The organism is Providencia sp. M-27 (assembly GCF_011077905.1).
Lineage (GTDB): Bacteria > Pseudomonadota > Gammaproteobacteria > Enterobacterales > Enterobacteriaceae > Providencia > Providencia huaxiensis.
This window is the reverse complement of the sequence record NZ_JAALBT010000010.1, coordinates 95,893-116,129: the sequence shown is the minus strand read 5'-3', so window position 1 is coordinate 116,129 and position 20,237 is coordinate 95,893. Positions and strand designations below refer to the sequence as shown.

Sequence of the window (20,237 nt, the reverse complement as noted above, 5' to 3'; positions counted from 1 at the left end):
CTACGTTGATTTGTACCCGTTACGGCGCTAAGCCCACGACCACCACCACACGCACGACCACCGCGGCACGTGGCGCGGTTAGTAGTAGGTTGGAATGATGAATAGTCATGTTCACGGGTTCTTCCTGTTTAGTCTGTCTAATTTATTGATTATTATTTTTCAGTTTCTTTTCTTAAGAAAACATAAATTTCGTAGCATGACAATCATTTTTTCTTGTTTTATTCCAAAGGAATGGTAATTGCGACATTCATCACACCCCATTCCAGTAGAGATATTATCTAGAAAAATAAAAAAATATAGAATTAATCACCATTCAAAATCCCAGCAAAAACCTTGACTTAAAGTTAACTTTAAGTTGTATCCTTTACTCCAACTCAAGGGGGTTTGCCCTTGATGGAAACATTAACTAATTGATTTTTAATTAATAAACAGAGGGATATATGCCAAAATCCGTTTGGTGGTTAACCATCACACTTGCATTATTTATCACAGGAAATGCTATTGTCCTTTCTGTAGCAGTGGTTATTGGCGAAAAACTGGCTATCAACCCAACGTATGCGACAATTCCACTGGTAAGCCAATACGTTGGCTTAATCTTAGCAACTATTCCGATCGCGTTTTTAATGCAAAAGTACTCGAGAAGAGTAGGCTTTATTATTGGTAATATCGGTGGGTTAATCGGCGCAGGCTTTTCTATTCTGGGCGTGATAGAAAGCCATTTAGTTTATTTTTCCATCGGGTTATTTTTCACTGGTATTGCTATTGGTACTGCACAACAATTCCGTTTTGCTGCTATCGAAGAAGCACCAATTTCTTTGCGAGCAAAAGCTATTGGCCTTGTCATGAGCGGAGGTATCGCAGCCGCCTTAATCGGCCCAACATTAGCCATTACTACCCAAAGATTTTTTGCAGAGCACCCGTTTGCAGGGCCATTCATCACATTAGCCGCCATCTATGTGGTCGCATTCATTCTATTATTAGTTGTGCCATTAAAGAAAATAGAGAAAACACCATCGGATGAAGCGTTAGTCAAACGCAACTACAGTGCATTGTATTCACAACCTATTTTAAAATTAATCGCCATTGTTAGCGCGGTTGGATATGCCATTGTGGTTTTCACCTTTGCCTCAATACCGTTATCCATGAAACAACATGATTTCGCCTTTTCCTCTATTGCGATTGTATTTCAATTCCATGTATTAGGTATGTTTGCACCATCATTTTTCACTGGAACATTAATCCATCATTTAGGGGCAAAACGCATTATTTTCTGCGGTATCATATTGTTAATTTTATCAGCTACTATGAACCTGCTAGGTAACCATTTTTACAATTATTTGTTGGCTGGTATTTTTGTCGGTGTCGCCTGGAATTTAATTTTAATTAGCACCACTAACTTATTACCACATACCTATGAAGCTCATGAACGCGCTAAAGTGCAAGGAATGACCGACTTTCTTATCTATTTCTTCGGAGGAATAGGTAGCTTAGGGGCAGGAGTTCTTTTCTTTATATTCGGTTGGCAGACGATGAATGCCCTATCTGTAGTCATTTCCACCACCATTTTAATTAGTTTTTGGAAGCTCAAAAAATATATCCCCAAACGCCAATGAAAAGTTACATCACTGTACGATGGTTTTATATTCAGAGAGCCTAATAGTTTTATCTATTATTAATCGATATCATGATGAATATATCTCCTTAAGATAAACTCCACTGGCTATAAACTAATTAAAAATCGGTATTTTGTCTATTTTGCCAATTAACAAACTGTATTCAACTTTGTTTACTATTTATTTATTGGCTATTGGCTGAATGAGGGATAAGATTAAAAAGTAACTAATAGGAAGATATTATGTATAAAGAAATCCCTGTTCCCTGCAATGGGAAATACACAGAATTTCAATCTACAGTTGTTAATGAAATATTAGTTTGGATTGAAATGAACTTAACCAGTCGTCTATTACTTGATGATATCGCACTAAAATCAGGATATACAAAATGGCATTTACAAAGAGTATTTAGAAAAGTCGTTGGTATGCCTTTAGGTGAATATATTCGCCGAAGGAGGATCTGTGAAGCCGCTAAAGACCTGTGTTCCACCGAACTCCAGGTTATTGATATTGCATTAAAATACCAATTTGACTCCCAGCAATCTTTTGCAAAGCGATTTAGAGCTTATTTAGGTACATCACCGTCAATCTACCGACTGTCCGGTGAAAGTCAAAATGACCCATTACTACTGGAACCTAAAGTAGCTTGATACGCTAATATGAAAATAAAATTTATATTTCCTTTTTTAATAACACTACCAATACAAAGCCCTATGTAAGTTAATTACTAGGGCTTTTTTATTTTCTATTCATTTAAGAAACTCTTAATTTAAGATTAATAAACTCTTAAGGTTTTAGTTTTATATTTAGTTTACCATATTAATAAAAAAAATAATTTTCTGGATATATAATTTTATTATTTATTTTATTTGCATACTCTGATAAGCAAACAAAGTAGAACAGTAATTAACATAAAGCAGAGAAAAAACCGTTTAGTTAAGCCTAATATTATCAACTTTCTGATCCGGTACTCTGGGAGTATTTGTCCCAAGCGTAAAGGTAGAATCTTGACACTTTCATTAACAGCACTTTCTCAACTCAGGCTGCTCCCTCAAAATCAAATAGGTAAGTATTCGAAAGCGGGCTGTTTTTAACAAACATTGAATCATATTCTAGTAAGATCTCAGTGAAAAAATCCATTTTCCACTCTTACCCTCAACTCTATATCAAACCTTAGTATTTTTGCTCAACTAACTGTGGAGCCAAAATCAGGCCACTATACTGCGATGACTTCCTGAACTAGCGTCTATTTATTCATAATCATGAATAAATCCCTCTATTTATTATTCTTAACTTGATAACGTACCGGACGATTGAGCTTCTTCACCACGCCATCATCAACAGCGCGTTTCAGCCATTCAGTTAACTGAGACTTATGAAGCTGAGTGCTTTCAACTAGCGTATCAAGGGTAACTGGCTTTTCAGCCAATTGTTGAAGCTCGGAGGCAAACAGCTGATAAAAATCGACAGGCCCTGCTGGCGTAGCTTCGCTTTTGGTTGCCTGCTCTGGAATAGTCTCAATATTTGCCTGACTTTTGCTAACGACTATTTCACGCTCTGACTCGATAACGTCTTCTTCAAGCTCAGATTGTGGCTCAGGACTAGACTGAGGCTGAAAAAACAATTCCGACTGAGCAGGCATGGAAAATAAATCGCCTATCTGCCCTTCTACCTGATTCTCACAGCCACCTTCATTACTCATTAAATCGGAAATAGTGAAGGCTTGAGAGTCTGCCTCCAGCCAACGACCACCTTTGGCAACCAAATCGGCATTCGCGGCATCTTTATCAGTCGTTTGTTTAACCCACAGAGGCACCCATGTTTTTTTCAGATTTTCTTCTGCACCGTTTAGTGTACCGCCTTTTTTACCTGAGTGAATCACCAGAGAGCTATCCGCAAGACAATAGATATATTTATTGCGGGCCATAGCGTTACCTACACTGAATCCTGCCTCAGGGTAGAAAGGCGATACCAACACAGTATGACCATCCATTACCCCTTTTCGCCACTTTCTGCTGGTTGATGCCTTTAGCAGGCTATCGGCCATAATGCCGATCACCACTCCACCTTGTTTGATGGCACCCTGCATTACCGTTTCGTCGACCCCCCGTGCACCGCCAGAAACAATGGCAATACCCTCTACTGCGGCTTTCGCTCCTATCTGTTCGGTAAAGGCCAGATCAGGCTCACTGGCATTTCGCGAGCCAATAACCGCCAAGCCACCTGCATTTAACAAGGATTTATTACCGCAGCCAAATAACACCGGCGGACAATCGGTTTTCAACCGTTGCTTTAGGCGTTTTGGATATTCTGGATCTGAGCGGGTTACAACCCAGAGACCAGCCCGTTGCCATTTTTCCATAGCCAGTGCAAGGCTATGGCCACGACTCAACAATTCAATGATTCTCTCCATGCTGATACGCGCATCGTACCAACCATGCAGCAATGCTTTCGGGTCAGTCATCAACAAGTCGGCGGGAGTGGTGGACTTTTCTTTTAGCCATAAGGCAAAGCGTCCCCACTCCGTATTAGTCAGCGGCTTGGCAGCTTCGCTACTAGTTTTCGAAAAATAACTGGTCAGCAGCAAGGTCGCTTGCGCCGTAGGTGACAATAGAGTGGATTCAATCATGAGTCTTTCACCGAAGATGAAGCTAGTGCCACAGGATAAACTACTCCGCTGCCTGCTTGCTGTAAGAGTGCTGCAATGACCGTCAGCGTCCAGCCGGAGTCTACTATGTCATCAACTAACAAAACTGGCTGTTCCCTATAAAGCTGAGTTACAGCAAACGCGCCATCTAGATTGCGACATTGATGGAAACGATTCTGCTGGCCTTTTTGCGGCTGGTTGTCTTTGACTTTGCTAACTGCATCCACAAATGGTAGACCTAATCGTTCAGCCAGACGACGTGCAAAATCCGGTACCAGTTCAGGATGATTACGCGATGGCACGCAGCACACCCACTGTGGCGCAGGATCCGGCTGCCAGCGCTGAAGAAACATTTCCGCCATGGCTTCAACCAACTCATCGCTGAAACGCCCGGCATGCTTGTTGTCAGCAACCGTACTACCCCAGCCAGCATCCCCCCAGCGGGATAAAACACGGCCTTCTTGTGCGCGAAGTTGCTGGGGTAGATTACCATGAAAATCGTAATCCAGAAAGGAATTGGCCGCCACTTGTGCTTTAGGGGTAATCACCATTTCCGCGTGCTTAAGGAAGGTACCTGCACGATGCACCAAAGCAGGATCAATCGGAGTATTGATGACGGCCTGCCCTAGGCAAGATGAACATTTATTGCAAGGCGTAGGATCGAGATCATCCAGCGCCCGGCGCAGAAAAGTCATTTTGCAGCCAGTATCATTCAAATATGCCTGAACCTCTTGCCATTCGTTCTCCCGCTGCCCGGTTAAGTGAGCAATTCGGGCATGATCCATTTGGTAACGAACCGGTGTTCTAACCCAACGACTTCCGTCTTTAATGACAGGTGCAGGGTTTTCCACGCTCAGCAGCTTTAATACTTTTTCAATCTGGCCATGCCGAAGGTTGGTTTGCTCCTCAATGCTACGGATCGACACACCATCGTTCTGCTCTAGAACTGACAAGATCTCATTAACATGCTCCTCTGAAGGAAAAGCCGAGTCGCGGAAAAATTCATGAATATCCTGATCTTCAACACCCGACATCAACATCCCTACAGCATAAGTAATACCACGACCGGCGCGCCCTACCTGCTGATAATAGGCAACGATAGAGCCCGGCGCTTGATAGTGAATAACAAAACTTAAATCCGGTTTGTCGTAGCCCATCCCCAAGGCTGTGGTAGCTACTAATACCTTTAACTGGTTATTGAGCAGCAGTTCCTCCAGATACTGTCGATATAAGTTGCTATTTTCAAAACCATCTGCTTTAACGCTGCCGTGATAAGCTCTGGCGTCTATGCCATTATCACTTAACCATTCAGCTACCTGTTCGGCATCCCGTACTGTTAAGGTGTAAACGATACCTGTGTTCGGTAATGTAGGTATCACCTGCGCCAACCAAGCCAATCGAGAAGCCTGGTCGGGCAATATCATAGTCTGCAATGCAAGGCTTTCTCGGATCAACTGGCCTCGATGGATTTGAATAGTTCCAAGCTGAGTTTGAATATCCTCAACTACACGGTTATTAGCTGTTGCTGTAGTCCCCAGTACCGGCGTATTGGCAGGCAACTGGCGAAGAATATTCACTATTCGACGGTAATCGGGGCGAAAGTCATGACCCCAGTCCGAAATACAATGCGCTTCATCAATCACCATCAGAGCGATACGATCGGCAATGGGTTGTAACACGGTTTGGATAAAGTTGTCGTTGGTCAAGCGCTCAGGGGAAATCAACAAACAATCGATTTGATTATTCAGAACCCGCTGGGTCACCGCCTGCCAATCGTTTTGATTGCTTGAGTTCATGGTCTCGGCGACAATACCCAAACGCTGCGCCGATTCGATCTGGTTACGCATCAAAGCTAACAAAGGCGAAACGATAATAGTCGGTCCCATCCCCCGATCACGGAATATTTTGGTGCTAATAAAATAAACCGAACTTTTACCCCAACCGGTGCGCTGCACCACTAACAGCTTTTGACGATGATTCACCAATGCATCAATAGCTTCCCATTGGCCATCGCGGAATTCGGCGGCAGGATTAGCTAAGGCAGCTTTTAGTAATTGTTGGGCTTGGGCTCGATTCATGATCACTCCTTGATTTACATGGTTAGCTCGTTACTCATAAGTTTGAGCCGTAGCTAGTCGTGGGCTTTAGGGCATCAGCAGATTTTCACAGTCGTTTTTCAATTACTTCGATGTTTTCCAGTTATGCCGTCGGGCCAAATTTCTAGTTATCGTCTGAACTACTGCTTGCTGATTTAATGACTTCACTCACTCTTGCTCGGTTGTGCTGGGCGGCGATATATTGCTCCAGCTCGCTTTGTTTAAATCGCCAGGAGTTACCAACTTTAAAGCCTGGTAGTTCACCACTTGCAGCCAAACGGTATATAGTTCGTTCATTCACCTTGAGGTAATCGGCCACGTCTTTGATAGTCAATATGGGGTTACTCATGACGAGATTCTTCACCAATGTCGAAAAAGTACCAAAATGTCAATATATAGGATCTGGAAAGGAGATCAAGTAAGAAAAACTTTCAGTCTTATTGATCACCAAACATTCTTTGGTAGTCTGCCTTATAATAGTTGACAGGTATGTTTTTGACCAATCCATTGATTATGTGATGGACGTTGTGACTGGTAAAATCCACTTTGATACTACTGGAAACATATTCGGACTATTAAAACCAGAAATGTACCATGGACATAATTTTCAAAATACCGATGAACTAACTGAAAAAATTGACGAATATATAGAGTATTACAATACCAAATGGGCCAACTCCAAACTAAAAAGCCTGACTCCGGTTGAATATCGAAATCAGGCCTTACAAGCCGCTTAGCTAAAAATGTCCAACTTTATGGGCACTTCACAATTAAAGGACTTTAATTTTCATTTATTAAAAATAACTCCAAGATAAATCCTAGAACGGTAGTTCACATAACACAACGCAAAAACATCTCAAGCCACTGAAAATATTGACTTTTATTGTAACAACAACCCAATTTTGTTAAGTTAAGCTCAATATTGTCAACATTCTGGGCTAGTGCTATAGGATTGCTACCCGCTAAACGTAAAGATAATAACTTGACACTTTCAGCGACAGCACCCGTTCAACAAAAAACCAAACGGGGCTTGGAGTACCCGGTTGGTCATGCCTCTCTCCAATGATTATGTAAGAGTACCCTAGAGGGATTGTCTCCTTAGGTTAATATATTGCTGTTTTGGGCCAGCTACCATTATAGCCAGCAAGCGCTGACGATAAGTAAAGAGTACAACAGACGCCCAGACGAGTAAAACTCTGTAATTGCCCTTTTGGGGTGCAAAAGATTCCATGTTAGGGAATAGAGTAAAAGTATGCTGATTCGATGGTAAGTGGGGTAACAAGCTTTATTCAGCCAAGGAAAAATTGGTTTTACTTCTCTTTAATGGTTAAAATACCCACACATACTGTTCTAGGAAAAACTTTCACATGTGAAAGTTTTTCAGCTCAACCCAAAGGCCGAAAAAATGAGCAGAAAATTAGAAGATATCATTGCAGAACAACCTCAAGAGCTCGTTGATTCCGCAAAAGAAATCGCTTCGAGGCAGCTAATCCATATCCATTTAATCGAGTTATTAGAATGTATTGGGGCAGATACAAACTGCCACATTGATGACTACACAATCAATAGCTTACAGCGATTAAAGCAGCTTGTTGAATCAGATGGAGGTAAACTTCACCTTCATGTTGACCTACCAGACGGCTCACATCACGGTTTTAAGCTATGAATCTTTAACTTTCACATGTGAAAGTTAATGCTTCGCTGGTCTCACTACAAGTCAAGCTGGCGTTGATTCCTAAATCAGGCAAGGAAATACAGTCCCTTAGAGGGCTTGCCGCCTTTGCTGACCAACTGGCGAACCGAGCGTCAGCATTTTGTTCATCACTGTCACCCCGTAAAGGGCTTCAGCAACTCGGCCTTATAGTCACGCAAGCTCAGCATCGGGATGATGAGTTGCTAACTCTATGATGTGAAATAACTCGTAAAAATCAAACTATAAAAAACTCAATCTCTTGCTCATTAAATTCCCTAAAGTTGTCTTCAGCTGTACACAGAATGGCTTTGCATAAGTAACCGCCATTACGTTCTGCTCCACTTAAGCTATGCCATTCCTCAATTTTTTCCTTGCTAACTGCTGTATAAGTTCCACAGAGAGAACGAATCCCTCTGGGGTGAATAGGTTGCCAGTTATTGTACCAAAACGATGAAAAACCAACTTTAGAACCATCGACAGAGTAAATAAACAAACCATCGAAAGATGAGCCGACAATATTTATACCATCATTAGTACATTTGGGAATGTAGAACCCTCGTGATTCGAGATCGGAGTGCCAGTGTCCATACCTCATAAATGGATACGAAGTGCCAGCCATTATAGGAACTTTAGGCATCTGACTATAACCAAACTCATAAGACAGCTCCTTATCCAAAAGATTACCAACGGCCAAACAACCAGAACGCTCTTTTACCTGCATGTCAGGCATCAGCTCAATTTCAGCGCTCACCTTTACAACAGTCAGATCAATCCAGTTATTGTCATCAATTTTTATGGGTAATGAAAATGCTAAAAGGTCATTACTGCCATCTGTTTGTTTAAAGCTGGCTAATCCTTCTTTAACATAGCTGGTTAAATTAGCTTCATTCGGGGAATTATGACCATTCCAAACCGGCAACCATTTAGGTTTTTGAGGGCGAAGCTCCATATACGCAGGTTCGATAGGTAGTGCTGGTATGGATAGATACTTCGCATAAGAATCCGGCATGCCGTAAAATTCTTTGGCTAGGTCTATTGTCCTAAGATATGCAGAACGGCCTCGATGACTTGCTTGCGTATAGAATTGCCCAGTAGCTCTTTGCCTATCGCTGCTAAAAAAGTAATCAATGGTTGTTGCTGTTGATGGTTGATATTCGAATGTATTGTTCCACTCAGTTTGGTAGTGATCTATAAAGGGTAAGCGGGTTCTTTTTGCTTCTTTTTCCAGCCAAGAATAGTACACACGAGGAACATGGCTGCCCTGATAATACTCGAATCTATTATTGTCATGATCCAAAATAATAAAAGGGGAAAATGGATAAACATATTGCCCGAATTCTACTGGGGTCGATAGCAATTCCGATAGTATTAGATCTGACAGTACGGATCTTGCCTTTACATAGTGCCCCAGATCATTTGGACAGACATAACCCTTAGACTTCGCAATAAAAAATACACACAATACTTCTACGCACTCAGACTCTTGCTTCCTACCTGCTAAGTCTTCCTTTAATAACTCTTCAACTCTTGAATGCTGGGCTATCAAAAGTCGTGAAAGCTGTTCTATTACCCACAATTTTACAGAGGGTATAGGTAACTTTAGCCTTGAAACTAACGTCTTGAGCATCGCTTCCTCGAGAGAGTCATCTTGACGCCAATCCCAGACCGGTTTTGCAAGTTGAAGATTGCGAACGCTCTCTTCCAAGCTTATAACCATCTCTAACGTGAGCTTGAGCGCCTCATCTTTCCTCCCACCATAAGAAAGCAAAAAAACCAGTTTATCATTCGGAATAATTAAGTTGCCAAACTTATCTTTCCAATTATCCGGTTGTGATGTTGTTAATTTAATAAATTCGTCAATTTTCTTAGGGTATTGCTCTGCAACCATCTTAAGCCGATTAAGGCTATTTTCTGAACGCTCATACCAATCAGACCACCCTCCCATTGCCTTGTGAGCCGCAACCAAAAGATCAAAGGCTTTCGTTTTACCGTCTAGTTTTTTAACACTAAAAAAAAGAAGATCTAACAAGTATCGCTTATCATCAAAACGATCAATAAACTTCGACACCTGTGGAAGTAGCAGCTTTAATAAATCAGGCTCCTTGCCTTGAGCACACCAATATGTGTACCAGGTTTTCCAAACTTCACTGGTACTATATTTTTCTTTGAGCAATACAGTCAGTTCTTCGAACTTTTCAGGCGGATAATCCGATGGCTGCAACGGAATTTTTTCATCAAGTTCATTAGCTAACGGCTGGTTTTCTTCAACCATATTTTGAACATTAATACCAAGAAAATTCTCTATTTCATCGGCAATACAAATGGAATTAGGCTCTCCTTTCTCAATCTTTTCTCTGAGCAGTTGGTAGCAGCTAGAGTGTAAACCTGTAAGATATAAATACTTTGTAATCGGCGAAGAAAAATCACACCTTTCAAGCAACCTAGAAATTGTCTCTTCAGCATAATACCATTCGCCATCGCTGAGCTCCTGCGCATAAACTGAAGCAGCTGCTTGCGGGTTTAATTTTGCTAATAATGAAGATATTGAATGCTTAGAGTGTCTAGTTTCATCCCCATCAGTAAAGTCGGTTATATTGAAAACTATCGGCGATATTCGCTCTAATATTTCCAAGGCAGAACCTGGATCAGATTCAGAAAGGTATTCCACAGCTTTCAATACATCAAAGATGGTGGGGTCTTTGTGATGTCCGTAACCAAGCACAAAGTCCCATGTCTTTCTCAAACATTTTTCGAAAAGAGCTAATTTATCATGTTGGAATGCTATTTGAGCTAGTTCAAGATAAGCATTAGAATTCTCAATTGTTTGCTCTAACTCATTTAATTGTCGATTATCTTCAAGCTCGATAAGTAGCTCAGCGGCATCATCGTCTAATAACTTAAGACCCGCTTCCTTATACCATAGCCTTAGCCAGTCCACTCTAAATAAACCATCGTCAACTGTTTGCTTTAGTTCATCACGCGAAATTTCAGATTTGGTTGTTATAAGATGACAATCGGCTGCAATTTCAATCCAATCACGCTTTAAAGCTATGTCGGCTCTCCGTGTTTCCCATTGAATCTCATCTAGTATTGGAACACGCGGAAACATCGCACAAACTACATCAAAGTTCAGTGTATTCCCTGCGACAATTTCATTTGCGACTAAATCTGCCAACTCGTTGAGTAAATCATAATGAGCTGAGACATCCACTCTATCTGAGGTTGCACTTACTGGTAACCAAGAATAGTCACCTTGTGCATTTAACCTGACACAAAGTGAAGAAAAAAACCAACGATGGTAGCTGCTCGCAGCTTCAACTCTGAAGGCTTTCGACAACTGACCATGAAAATAATGAGTCTCAATATTGGTGAATATTTTCTTAGAAAAAATATCTATGAATTTAGATAGCTGCTGCGATAAAAAAGAGCTATATTCTGGCCTACAGGCAATATCAGCCCCCTCTACTATACTTAATCTAATTGCATCAAGTTCGATTTTACTAATATGGTTTGAACCAGGGGGCAAGCACTGCCGTGCCCTAAAGAGCAGGCCAAGTTCTTTTTTTACGCGGCATGCACGTCTAAAGCTAGTCACATATCCATCAGGCCAATTAGAGAATTTTCCTTCTTCAAAAATCGCATCAAAGTTAAGACTGTCAGTTAATACTCCTGCTTTTATTAATGCAGTTGCTTCAGCCTCGTTATCTTGGGAGTGTCGTGAAGACAAGAGTTTCGTTTTAGCCCGATATCTATCAATTGCCTTCTGCGATAATAGCTCTGCTTGAGCAACCGCCCCTCGATACCATAATGCAATTGCCAATATAGATAACTTGGTTGGTGAATACTCGTTTTGTCCTGAGATTATTTCGTTCAGAGACTGCTCATCAGCGAGCAGTAGCGAGAGCATCTCCAAGTTAGTGGAGTCCCATGTCTGAAATTCAGGGCCATTGATAAGCCTAGTTTTTAGGGCTCTATGTCGATATGCCTCCGCATAACAAAGCGCCTGGAAAGCATAAGTTTCAGCCTCAGATAACAGTCGAATAAATGATCTAACAGGCATTCCAATTATAAGCCTATCAAGCACCCAATCTCGAGTAACCCCCTGTCGCAACTTGGAAGAGTCGCCACCTCGAGCCAAACTAGACCAGAGCCAATTATCTTTGAGATGTGTTGGGGCGCTAGAACTAAGCCATTCACATACAGGTGGTAACAACGCATTTATTCGCTGTTGGTGCTCTTCCTGGTTTCGAACAAATACTACTAGGCTTTCGTGGAAAGGCCTTACGCCACAAATTCCCTCCGAGAGCATATGTGCAACCGCATCTACACTCGGTGCATATTCATGATTGTCTTTTACAACGGCACCGATCGCCTGTCTCGGCCACGCAAACTGAAAGCCACTGCATAGGTGAAGAACGTCTTTTTGTCTATAGTTGAGGTTACGCCAAAGCTCAGAATAGTAAGTAGTAATATTGCCATCGGAGCACGGAGGAAGCTTTTCAATTTGCCAAGAGGAAAGTGCTAATCCATGATGAGACAAATACTCAGATGAGTAAATTACATGCAGAGGGTAGCCATTTGTTATTTCTAATAAAGCGCCAGCACTGTTCTGAATTTCTTCATCAACTTGATTTTCATGACAGTTTAAGAACAATCGACCAGATTCAATATGAAGTTTTAAAAATTCGTATATCGAATTTCCAGACATCTCAGGCAACCAATGCCATTCATTCTTAGGAGAGTAAGTAAGCAGTGTGTAAGGAAGCAATTCATCATCAACTGGTTGCGTTCCGACAAGTACAACTAAGTTGTCTGTTGTAGGAAGCAATTGCCTGAAGGTTTCATCCAATGGATTTTTATTTTTAGCATTATCTCGCCATACATGATCCAGCCCATCAATCAATACAACAAATGGTTTTCCCTTACTTTTGTAGTAATTTGCGCAGGTTAACAATGCATCACGCAAATTTTCTGGTTTGGATGCATCTGCATTTGACTCTTTATGAAAGCTATCGATTTGATGTAACAGAGATTCGGCAACAACCCTTGGGCTTAGCCTGTCTTCAGTTGTATCTCCCAACGACAAGAAATAGTGGTGACGTATTAACGGAACCTCCTGATCTTCCAGTTCTTGGCATAAAAACGATAAATACGTACTTTTTCCAACACCAGGCTTGCCCGTTAGAGTTATGACTTCACCATTGGAGCGATTAATTTGAGCAAGTAACTCATTGTGAAAATCTGAATCGGGGAGGCAGTAGTCATCAGGCACAGAAAATATTTCAGGTATAGGCTCTGGTCTTTTGGGTGATAAGACTTCTCTAACATGATGAAGATAAATCCAACCATGCTCTGGTGGATTATCCTTAAACATTGCCCATTCACGTGCTCTTGCTACAAGCCGTTCGACGCCTGTATCGTCGGAAAATTTCAGTAGCTCAGCTCGAAGCCTACGTTTTATCGCAAGATAGTCACCATCACTATGCTGGACAGTCAATTTCGAAAAAAGAAAAATGGCAGCTTCTTTATTTCCTAGTTGGCGAGTAATCTCAAGCTGTGAGTCATTATCAATTTGACTAAAGTCTACTTTCGTACCCTGCAGGCAGGACTCCATCGACCTGTCCGGCCGTTTGTTGGTCAAAAGAATAACATCCCCGAGTTTTTCAGCAGGCACAGCACTGATAGCATCATAAAGCTTTTTAAGAATGGAACGAGACCTAGCTGTTTTACCCGAGATATTCAACAACCAATCCCACGTAAGGCGGTTTTCATCCTTCTCTGGAGAGGGGGTGAATTTTACTTGCCAATAATCTCTGACACCATCTGGTCGCTCACAGACAACATCATCTATACCTTCAGGCGTGTCATTACTATCTGTATCGGCTTCAAATTCCACCCTGACATACTTAGTCGGACTATGAAGCCATTCAGCAAGTAGTTTTACTCCCTGCAAAGTCTGATAATCATAGCCTGTATAGATAATCGCAGAATTTTTAACTCTCATAAGACTCGAAAACACTCCTTATTCAATAAATCATCCACTCCACTCCAAAAGTACACCTCATCAACAGTCAACATTAGGCTCTTCCTGAAGGAGGAATTTCTTTATTGAAAGGCCGTAATATTCGAGCTACTTCAGTATTTGAAGGCAGGTCTGCCCCTTCTGGCGTAGGTTTATCAACGCTAGTCATCTGTATACCTTTCTGCCGCACGTGGAAGGCTATCTGCTGCCAGCGGCACAGCCATTGAGCTTCTTTTCGTTTATAGGCTTCTAGTTCCGCTTTGAGGCGATCCACCTCTACCTGAAGCTCTTCCGCCTCTTTCGCTGCCTGCGCTTTGGTTTTCACGAGGCCACCCGACAATGCTTGTTTGGCATTGTCATAAGCGGCTTTAATCTCAGACTTGGCTTGGAGTGACTGACGACTAAAGCCAAAACGTTCTTCTAGAACAGCCCAGGTGAGTTTTGCTCCAAGCTCGCCGAGTGCCCAGCGATCCAAATCAGCAACGACTGTATTGATGTCACTATCGGACATGCGCCTGAAGCGCTTAACCATGCTCTACCTCGTTTAAATATTGTTCGGGATCAAAGTGCTCCACCCCGTTATCAGCCAGTTGCACAGCCAGCGTTTTGAGTTTTTTATCGTTATGAGCTATCCAGTCAGTGCTCTTTTTGGGCTTGTTACTACTTAACTGTTTCTCAGCATTTTTTCGGGCCAGTGCGGTAAGGGCATATTGGCGCTTTTGCTCGTCCAGCCTACCCTTATCATCCTTGACCCACACGTAGTCTTTACAACCTGCCGGACATTGTAAATGGCGCTCGCAGGGTGTTTGAGAAAAGTTGTGGACGCAAATACCCGTACCGACATCATGCACAGCCTGAATTCGTGCTTTAAGAATGGCATCCTGTACTTCTACCGGAACTACTTTGATTTGCTCAGCCAATAGACCACCGACCAAGCCTTTTTTGATATCTTCGCGGAGCATCAGTGCACGTTTTTCGCGGGATGTATGCTGATAGGCTTTGGTGTCCCTGGGATTGGTTCGCCCAAACCATTCGGTTTGCAGAAGATCACTTAACCCACCTTCATCAAGTAAAGTATTGAGCGTGTGGCGGAAGTGGTGACTGGTAAAATCTACCTCGATACTATTGGAAGCGTATTCAGCAGCAAGAGCAGGGAAATAACGGAGAAATGTGGTGAACATAGACTGGCTACAGCTTGTAGCTAACCAGTGAGCGTAGCTTCCAGTAGAAAGTCCCAATGAGCGAATAAATAAAAGATCTTTCAGATAGTATTCTTTACCAAATTGATCAATATGGAATGCTCGTAGTAGTTTTTCAGAAAAGTCTCTAAAACAATACGCTTTGACACCATCTTTATTTGTGTAGCAAATAGGGTTATTAGGCTTCTTTCCTTGCTTGGTCAGTCGCTCATGGTCCTGCCAAACAAGACCAATCTTTCGAATCCATCCAGTAGAACAAATTGTATTGCTGCTTATCCCCATCTTTAGCAGGTCATCAATATATAACTTTCTTTTATCTGGAATTTTATTCAAAAAACGAAGATCTGGACCGCGAGAACGATGCATTTCCTCTGCGGTAATTCTCACCGAATCTGTTGCCGCACGTACCTCATCAAGTACATCTCTAACTATTGTTACAACCCCTGAAGGTAAGTAGAGTTTTCTTTTAGGTGTAAATTGGTCACCGAGACTAGCCTTTCGAGGGAAATATTCTATGAAGGCATTTTGGTCTTCGTCCAACGTAACTTCTTGAAGCGGAAGTAATGAAATCTCACTAAAACGGCGGCCAGTACAAGCAAGCAGAGTCAACATCAGGACATACAATCTGTATTTATGCTCTTTTGGAACCGTCAAATAGAGCTCACCGATAACTCGAAACACGGCAGGAGCAACAAGCTTCTCGGATTTGGTCTCCAGAACTTCAGGATCATCCAGCCTTTTATGATTCAGACCTCCTGTATTCACCGGGCGTACCATCTTCGAATATTTATACTGCAACAGCACCCTGCACAAACCATTAGCATCACAGTGTCCAGCGAACTCTGCTACATGCTTGTGAAGGTTGTAGGCAGTAGTGTCACTGTAGTGTTTTGAAATTAACTCACACGCATTGTCTAACGCTTCTGGCGTGAGTTTGGCCAGATCCTGCCCCAGTTGGTTAGCTGCAAATGAGATATACCCAACAGCGGTAATGAAGTTACGCTGATTGGGTGTTGATTGATGTTTTCTGTGGAATCGAAGAATCAGTAATGCTTTGACAACCTCCTCCCAGTCATCACGTAGAGGTACTGAACCGAATTTTAGGGGAAGTGTAAAAGCAAACGACGCAGTTCTAGCGTTTTTGCCCGTAAGTTTGACTAGGCGGCCAGCATTGACTTGCCATACAGGATCATCCCAAATAACCGACTCAAAACCTTCCAACTTAATTAGTTTAGCTTTACTAACTAAAGCTTGGATATTTACCTTTCTTTCGCGCTCAAGGCGATCAATGAATGGGATAACCTTGGCTTTGCGATTTGAGCGATCATCAGACATTGATGCCCCTTTTTTCACAAAGCTGAGCCACTTGTGCAACCGCAGCGATTACCTCATCAAGCTGTATGCCCAATCGCGCATTCTCGTACTTTTTTAAACGCTCTTCACGACCAGCCAGCAGGCATTCCAAAACATACTCATGATCAGCATGACGATAAGGCTGAAACTTGGGGCACAAATAACATGAGTAAGGGGGATCAAAATGGCAGACACTGGATTCGCCACACACACCAATATCAGCTTGATCGGCAGGGTTTTGATCATCTACAAACGTTAGATGCTTGTCATCTCTCTCACCATTGATAGCTTCTTCATCACTATCAACAAGCTTACCTTTGAAGAAATTGAGGTACTTCGAGAATCCTTTTGCCATCGACTTGTCGAGATGCTCAACAACTTTTCCGGCAACATCAAAATATACCCCTACATGCTGGGTATCCGTATGATCTAATATCCTGGCTAGCTCACGCCTGCTGATTCCCTCTGTCGCTAGGCCTGTTGCCAAGGTGTATCGTAACCTCCTTGGTGTGACATGCATGAATTCACCAGTAAGAGGGGAAATTATGTTATGACGTTTTATAAAGGCTGTAATTAAACGAGATATATCCCCACTCGTCATATTGAAAACATTCTCTGCATCTAGAGAAAGCATAGCAACGCGGTTACCGCCTGATTTTATTAGAAGAGGTCTATTCTCTGGGGTAGAGAAGTCTGCACCTTTAAAGCTAAGAGGCACTAAGTTATTTTGCTCGACAAGATTTTCTAGAATTCTTCCGAAATGGGGATCTAAATATTCATCCATCAGGTCATCGCGAGGATTAACAAATCTCTTCTTAATACGCGGCATCCGAATGATATAACAGGGGTCTTCGCTCGATGGATCAAGCTTAACGAGATCACCCTCCCTCAGGTATGTCAGGTTTGCGGGGTTTCGGCCGAAAGCTAGTGACAAAGCCATAACAGCTTTTTGCTGGAGATGCTCAAACTCTAGGCTCTTATCCTCTTTTAGCGCGGCAATCAAAAGAGGGAGCTCTAAGGATTTATGTAATGGCCCCATATCGGGGTCGGACATCCTAACTGCCTCTCCCTTTGGACCTCCGGGTATAACCATTGCTTCAAGTTCAGCGGCATATGCATCTGAAAATGTACTATCTGAAATGTTGTCAGAACACCAGATATACCACCGAATTGGCATATACATTGTCCAAAGCTTGTGCCGAGAGCGCTGAATGTTGATAGAGTTTTCAAATAAATCAATAAGATGATCTTTAGCACTTTCCGGTTGATTATCTTTCCCCCAATCCCTAAGAACTAGTCTCCATACATCACGAAAAACTTTGTATCCAGCGGATGTTGAAGTACGTCTAACTTGGTCAGACACATAGTGCTTCAACGCATTTCTCAGCTGTAAATTTGAGACTTTGCCAAAATCGAGTGTTGAGTGGCCACGAATCACTATGGGGAGCAACCATTTATCGCCTGATATATCAATTGTTTTCCCCTCTCGAGTAACCAAGATCTGCATCTCAGACCAAGACTGATCTACAGATTGTGTTTTCGATAAGTTCGTACTCACTTTGGCTACCTCTCGGACATCATATCTGCCTGATAACGCCTCAATGACTTAACCGCCTGCTCCTCCACTTCTTGGGCTATGTAAGTATCTTGTGAATCCAAACTACTATCGCCACGCAGCAAGGCTAGGGCCTCCCTTCTGCGCTGCTCATCCATTCCTGAAGCACGCAACACCCGTTCAAGCCGGGATGAGAATGTATGCCTTAGAGACTTGGCCGTTAAGTTTTCAGGAAGATCGTCAGCGTATTGCGATCGCAACAATTGAAAGAACTGTGTAATTGAGGATTGCGACAAAGGCGAACCCTCATCACTCAAGATTAAATAGTCTGATTCGTCTTGGCTTTTACTTTCAAGCACTTCACGCCAAGTAACAATGTACTCATTCAAAGCAAATGCAAGCTGCCTATTCTCAATCGGGATGATTCGACCATTGCGCTTTATTTGAGGCCTCGGTCGTCTTACATCTAGCGGGTCCGCTGGTCTACGCTCAACCTTTATCGCCGAAATCGCACCAACCTGGACATCCTCTACCCTGAGGCTAAGCAGCTCACCTGGCCTTAAACCACAAAATAGCATCAGCCCAACAGATACATAATTTCTAAATTTTACAGCAGAATCTCGCCCATAACCCTGCTCAGCATCGGGGTTCAATACCTCAAACAAGAAATTAACCTCTGCCTCGTTAAGGCCCTTTCTTAGACTCTTTCTCATTGGTGTGGCAGACATAAAGCTACCATCGAGCGTTTTAAGCAAAAATGACTTTCTCTCCCTTAAACGCTCATAGTCCAAGGAAGATAGGGGCAGCTGACTAGTCAGGACGTCCATGCACCAACTGAAAAATTGTCGGATAGTTGTTAACCGTTGATTGAAGGTATTAGGCGCTACTGCATTCATACGCCCATTGGCCTGATCGATTCTTAACGCTTCGATCAAACCACCTTTTAATTCCGCTTCGTTGAATGAGTTTTGAGCCAGTAATTTCGCAGATAGGTCACAATTTGATTTATCCAGCCAACGATAGAGCACTGACAGCTCTCTCAAATTCCGAACCAATGTATTGGTACTAAGGGATCGTCTGGAAAGGACAAACTCATTGGGTAAGACAACTGGCATACCAGAAGCATCCAGTATCATTGGTATTTGTTCGCCCGTTTTGTGTGTGACTAGCTCTATTTTCATTACAGCACCCTTGTTGACAAAACAAGGATAGTCATAAAATCCTATCTTTACAATATTTTAAATTATACGATTTCACAAAGAAGCAAAACCATGTAAAACAAAAAAGCCCTTCAAATGTTTACACACTCAAAGGGCTTTATTTTTCATTTATTGCCTGTAAAACCAATCTATTAGATAAACCTGATTGTGAGTTACTTAACAATAATTGCTTTATGTCATTCAGAACGGAATATCGTCATCGAAGTCCATTGGTGGTTCATTGGTTTGTGGAGCAGGCGCTGATGAGCGTGCTGCAGGGGCTCCGCCGCCACTAAATTGCTGTGCTGCTTGTGGCTGCTGAGGTTGACCCCAACCGCCTTGGCCGCCTTGACCTTGTGATGGTGCATCACCGCCACGGCCGCCTAACATTTGCATTGATCCACCGATATTCACAACAACTTCTGTCGAATAACGGTCTTGACCACTTTGGTCTTGCCATTTACGTGTTTGCAGAGAACCTTCGATATAGACTTGTGAACCTTTTTTCAGGTATTCACCGGCTACCTCAGCAAGTTTGCCGAAGATAACCACGCGGTGCCATTCGGTTTTTTCACGCATCTCACCGGTTTGCTTGTCACGCCAACTTTCAGAAGTTGCCAGAGTCAGGTTTGCCACAGCTCCGCCGTTAGGCATATAACGGATTTCTGGATCTTGTCCTAGGTTACCGATAAGAATTACTTTATTTACGCCTCTGCTGGCCATTTATTACTCCTGATGCATTGAATTTTAATCTCTGGATTAGCCGTGAAGTTTACCACGACCTCGCTTTTTTGCACCACGAAATTGAAACTACTGAGCGTTATTGCGAAACGCTTTCCAACTTTTGGTGAAATTCTACC

14 protein-coding genes are annotated in these 20,237 nt (G+C 42.4%); 4 read left to right on the top strand and 10 right to left on the bottom strand.

Annotation, left to right across the window (positions count from 1 at the left end):
• Positions 1-19: 19 nt before the first annotated feature.
• Positions 20-109, bottom strand: a complete 90-nt coding sequence (gene ivbL, locus G6Q48_RS15000) for an ilvB operon leader peptide IvbL (RefSeq protein WP_241098802.1) — start codon at positions 107-109, stop codon at positions 20-22.
• Positions 110-440: 331 nt separating this feature from the next.
• Between ivbL and G6Q48_RS14995 the strand changes: the two genes are divergently transcribed.
• Positions 441-1,613, top strand: a complete 1,173-nt coding sequence (locus tag G6Q48_RS14995; protein ID WP_166267331.1) for an MFS transporter — start codon at positions 441-443, stop codon at positions 1,611-1,613.
• A gap of 242 nt (positions 1,614-1,855) precedes the next feature.
• Positions 1,856-2,263, top strand: coding sequence for a helix-turn-helix domain-containing protein (locus G6Q48_RS14990; protein ID WP_102139104.1), 408 nt, complete (start codon positions 1,856-1,858; stop codon positions 2,261-2,263).
• Between the two features lie 626 nt (positions 2,264-2,889).
• Here the strand turns inward: G6Q48_RS14990 and G6Q48_RS14985 are convergent.
• The 3 genes from G6Q48_RS14985 to G6Q48_RS14975 all read right to left on the bottom strand — a co-directional run bounded on the left by G6Q48_RS14985 (position 2,890) and on the right by G6Q48_RS14975 (position 6,705).
• Positions 2,890-4,242, bottom strand: a complete 1,353-nt coding sequence (locus G6Q48_RS14985) for a DNA-processing protein DprA (protein WP_166267329.1) — start codon at positions 4,240-4,242, stop codon at positions 2,890-2,892.
• Entirely contained in the window at positions 4,239-6,338 is a 2,100-nt protein-coding gene (locus G6Q48_RS14980; RefSeq protein WP_166267327.1) for a RecQ family ATP-dependent DNA helicase, read from the bottom strand. The genes G6Q48_RS14985 and G6Q48_RS14980 overlap by 4 nt, the downstream gene beginning before the upstream one ends.
• A 142-nt stretch (positions 6,339-6,480) precedes the next feature.
• A complete protein-coding gene (locus tag G6Q48_RS14975; RefSeq protein WP_166267325.1) occupies positions 6,481-6,705 on the bottom strand; it encodes a helix-turn-helix domain-containing protein in 225 nt (74 codons plus the stop codon).
• A gap of 178 nt (positions 6,706-6,883) precedes the next feature.
• On the opposite strand from G6Q48_RS14975, the gene G6Q48_RS14970 reads away from it, so the two are divergent.
• The gene (locus G6Q48_RS14970) at positions 6,884-7,093 is read left to right on the top strand and encodes an IS3 family transposase (RefSeq protein ID WP_166267323.1); all 210 of its coding nucleotides are present in this window, start codon (positions 6,884-6,886) and stop codon (positions 7,091-7,093) included.
• Between the two features lie 668 nt (positions 7,094-7,761).
• The gene (locus tag G6Q48_RS22820; protein ID WP_166267321.1) at positions 7,762-8,022 is read left to right on the top strand and encodes a hypothetical protein; all 261 of its coding nucleotides are present in this window, start codon (positions 7,762-7,764) and stop codon (positions 8,020-8,022) included.
• Between the two features lie 262 nt (positions 8,023-8,284).
• Here G6Q48_RS22820 and G6Q48_RS14960 read toward each other — a convergent pair whose 3' ends face one another.
• The 6 genes from G6Q48_RS14960 to G6Q48_RS14935 form a co-directional block, all read right to left on the bottom strand.
• Entirely contained in the window at positions 8,285-14,053 is a 5,769-nt protein-coding gene (locus G6Q48_RS14960) for an AAA family ATPase (protein WP_166267319.1), read from the bottom strand.
• 73 nt (positions 14,054-14,126) lie between these two features.
• Positions 14,127-14,603 carry a protein kinase gene (locus G6Q48_RS14955; RefSeq protein WP_166267317.1) on the bottom strand — a complete coding sequence of 159 codons (477 nt, stop codon included), beginning with the start codon at positions 14,601-14,603 and terminating at the stop codon, positions 14,127-14,129.
• Positions 14,596-16,605 carry an integrase gene (locus G6Q48_RS14950; RefSeq protein WP_166267315.1) on the bottom strand — a complete coding sequence of 670 codons (2,010 nt, stop codon included), beginning with the start codon at positions 16,603-16,605 and terminating at the stop codon, positions 14,596-14,598. The genes G6Q48_RS14955 and G6Q48_RS14950 overlap by 8 nt, the downstream gene beginning before the upstream one ends.
• Positions 16,598-18,181: a phage integrase family protein gene (locus G6Q48_RS14945; RefSeq protein WP_166267313.1), complete on the bottom strand. Its 1,584-nt coding sequence runs from the start codon at positions 18,179-18,181 to the stop codon at positions 16,598-16,600. Before G6Q48_RS14945 ends, G6Q48_RS14950 begins: the two co-directional genes overlap by 8 nt.
• A 5-nt stretch (positions 18,182-18,186) precedes the next feature.
• Positions 18,187-19,359 carry a tyrosine-type recombinase/integrase gene (locus G6Q48_RS14940; protein WP_072667565.1) on the bottom strand — a complete coding sequence of 391 codons (1,173 nt, stop codon included), beginning with the start codon at positions 19,357-19,359 and terminating at the stop codon, positions 18,187-18,189.
• Positions 19,360-19,578: 219 nt separating this feature from the next.
• On the bottom strand, positions 19,579-20,100 hold the full coding sequence (locus G6Q48_RS14935; RefSeq protein WP_102139105.1) for a single-stranded DNA-binding protein: 522 nt from the start codon (positions 20,098-20,100) through the stop codon (positions 19,579-19,581).
• Positions 20,101-20,237: the final 137 nt, after the last annotated feature.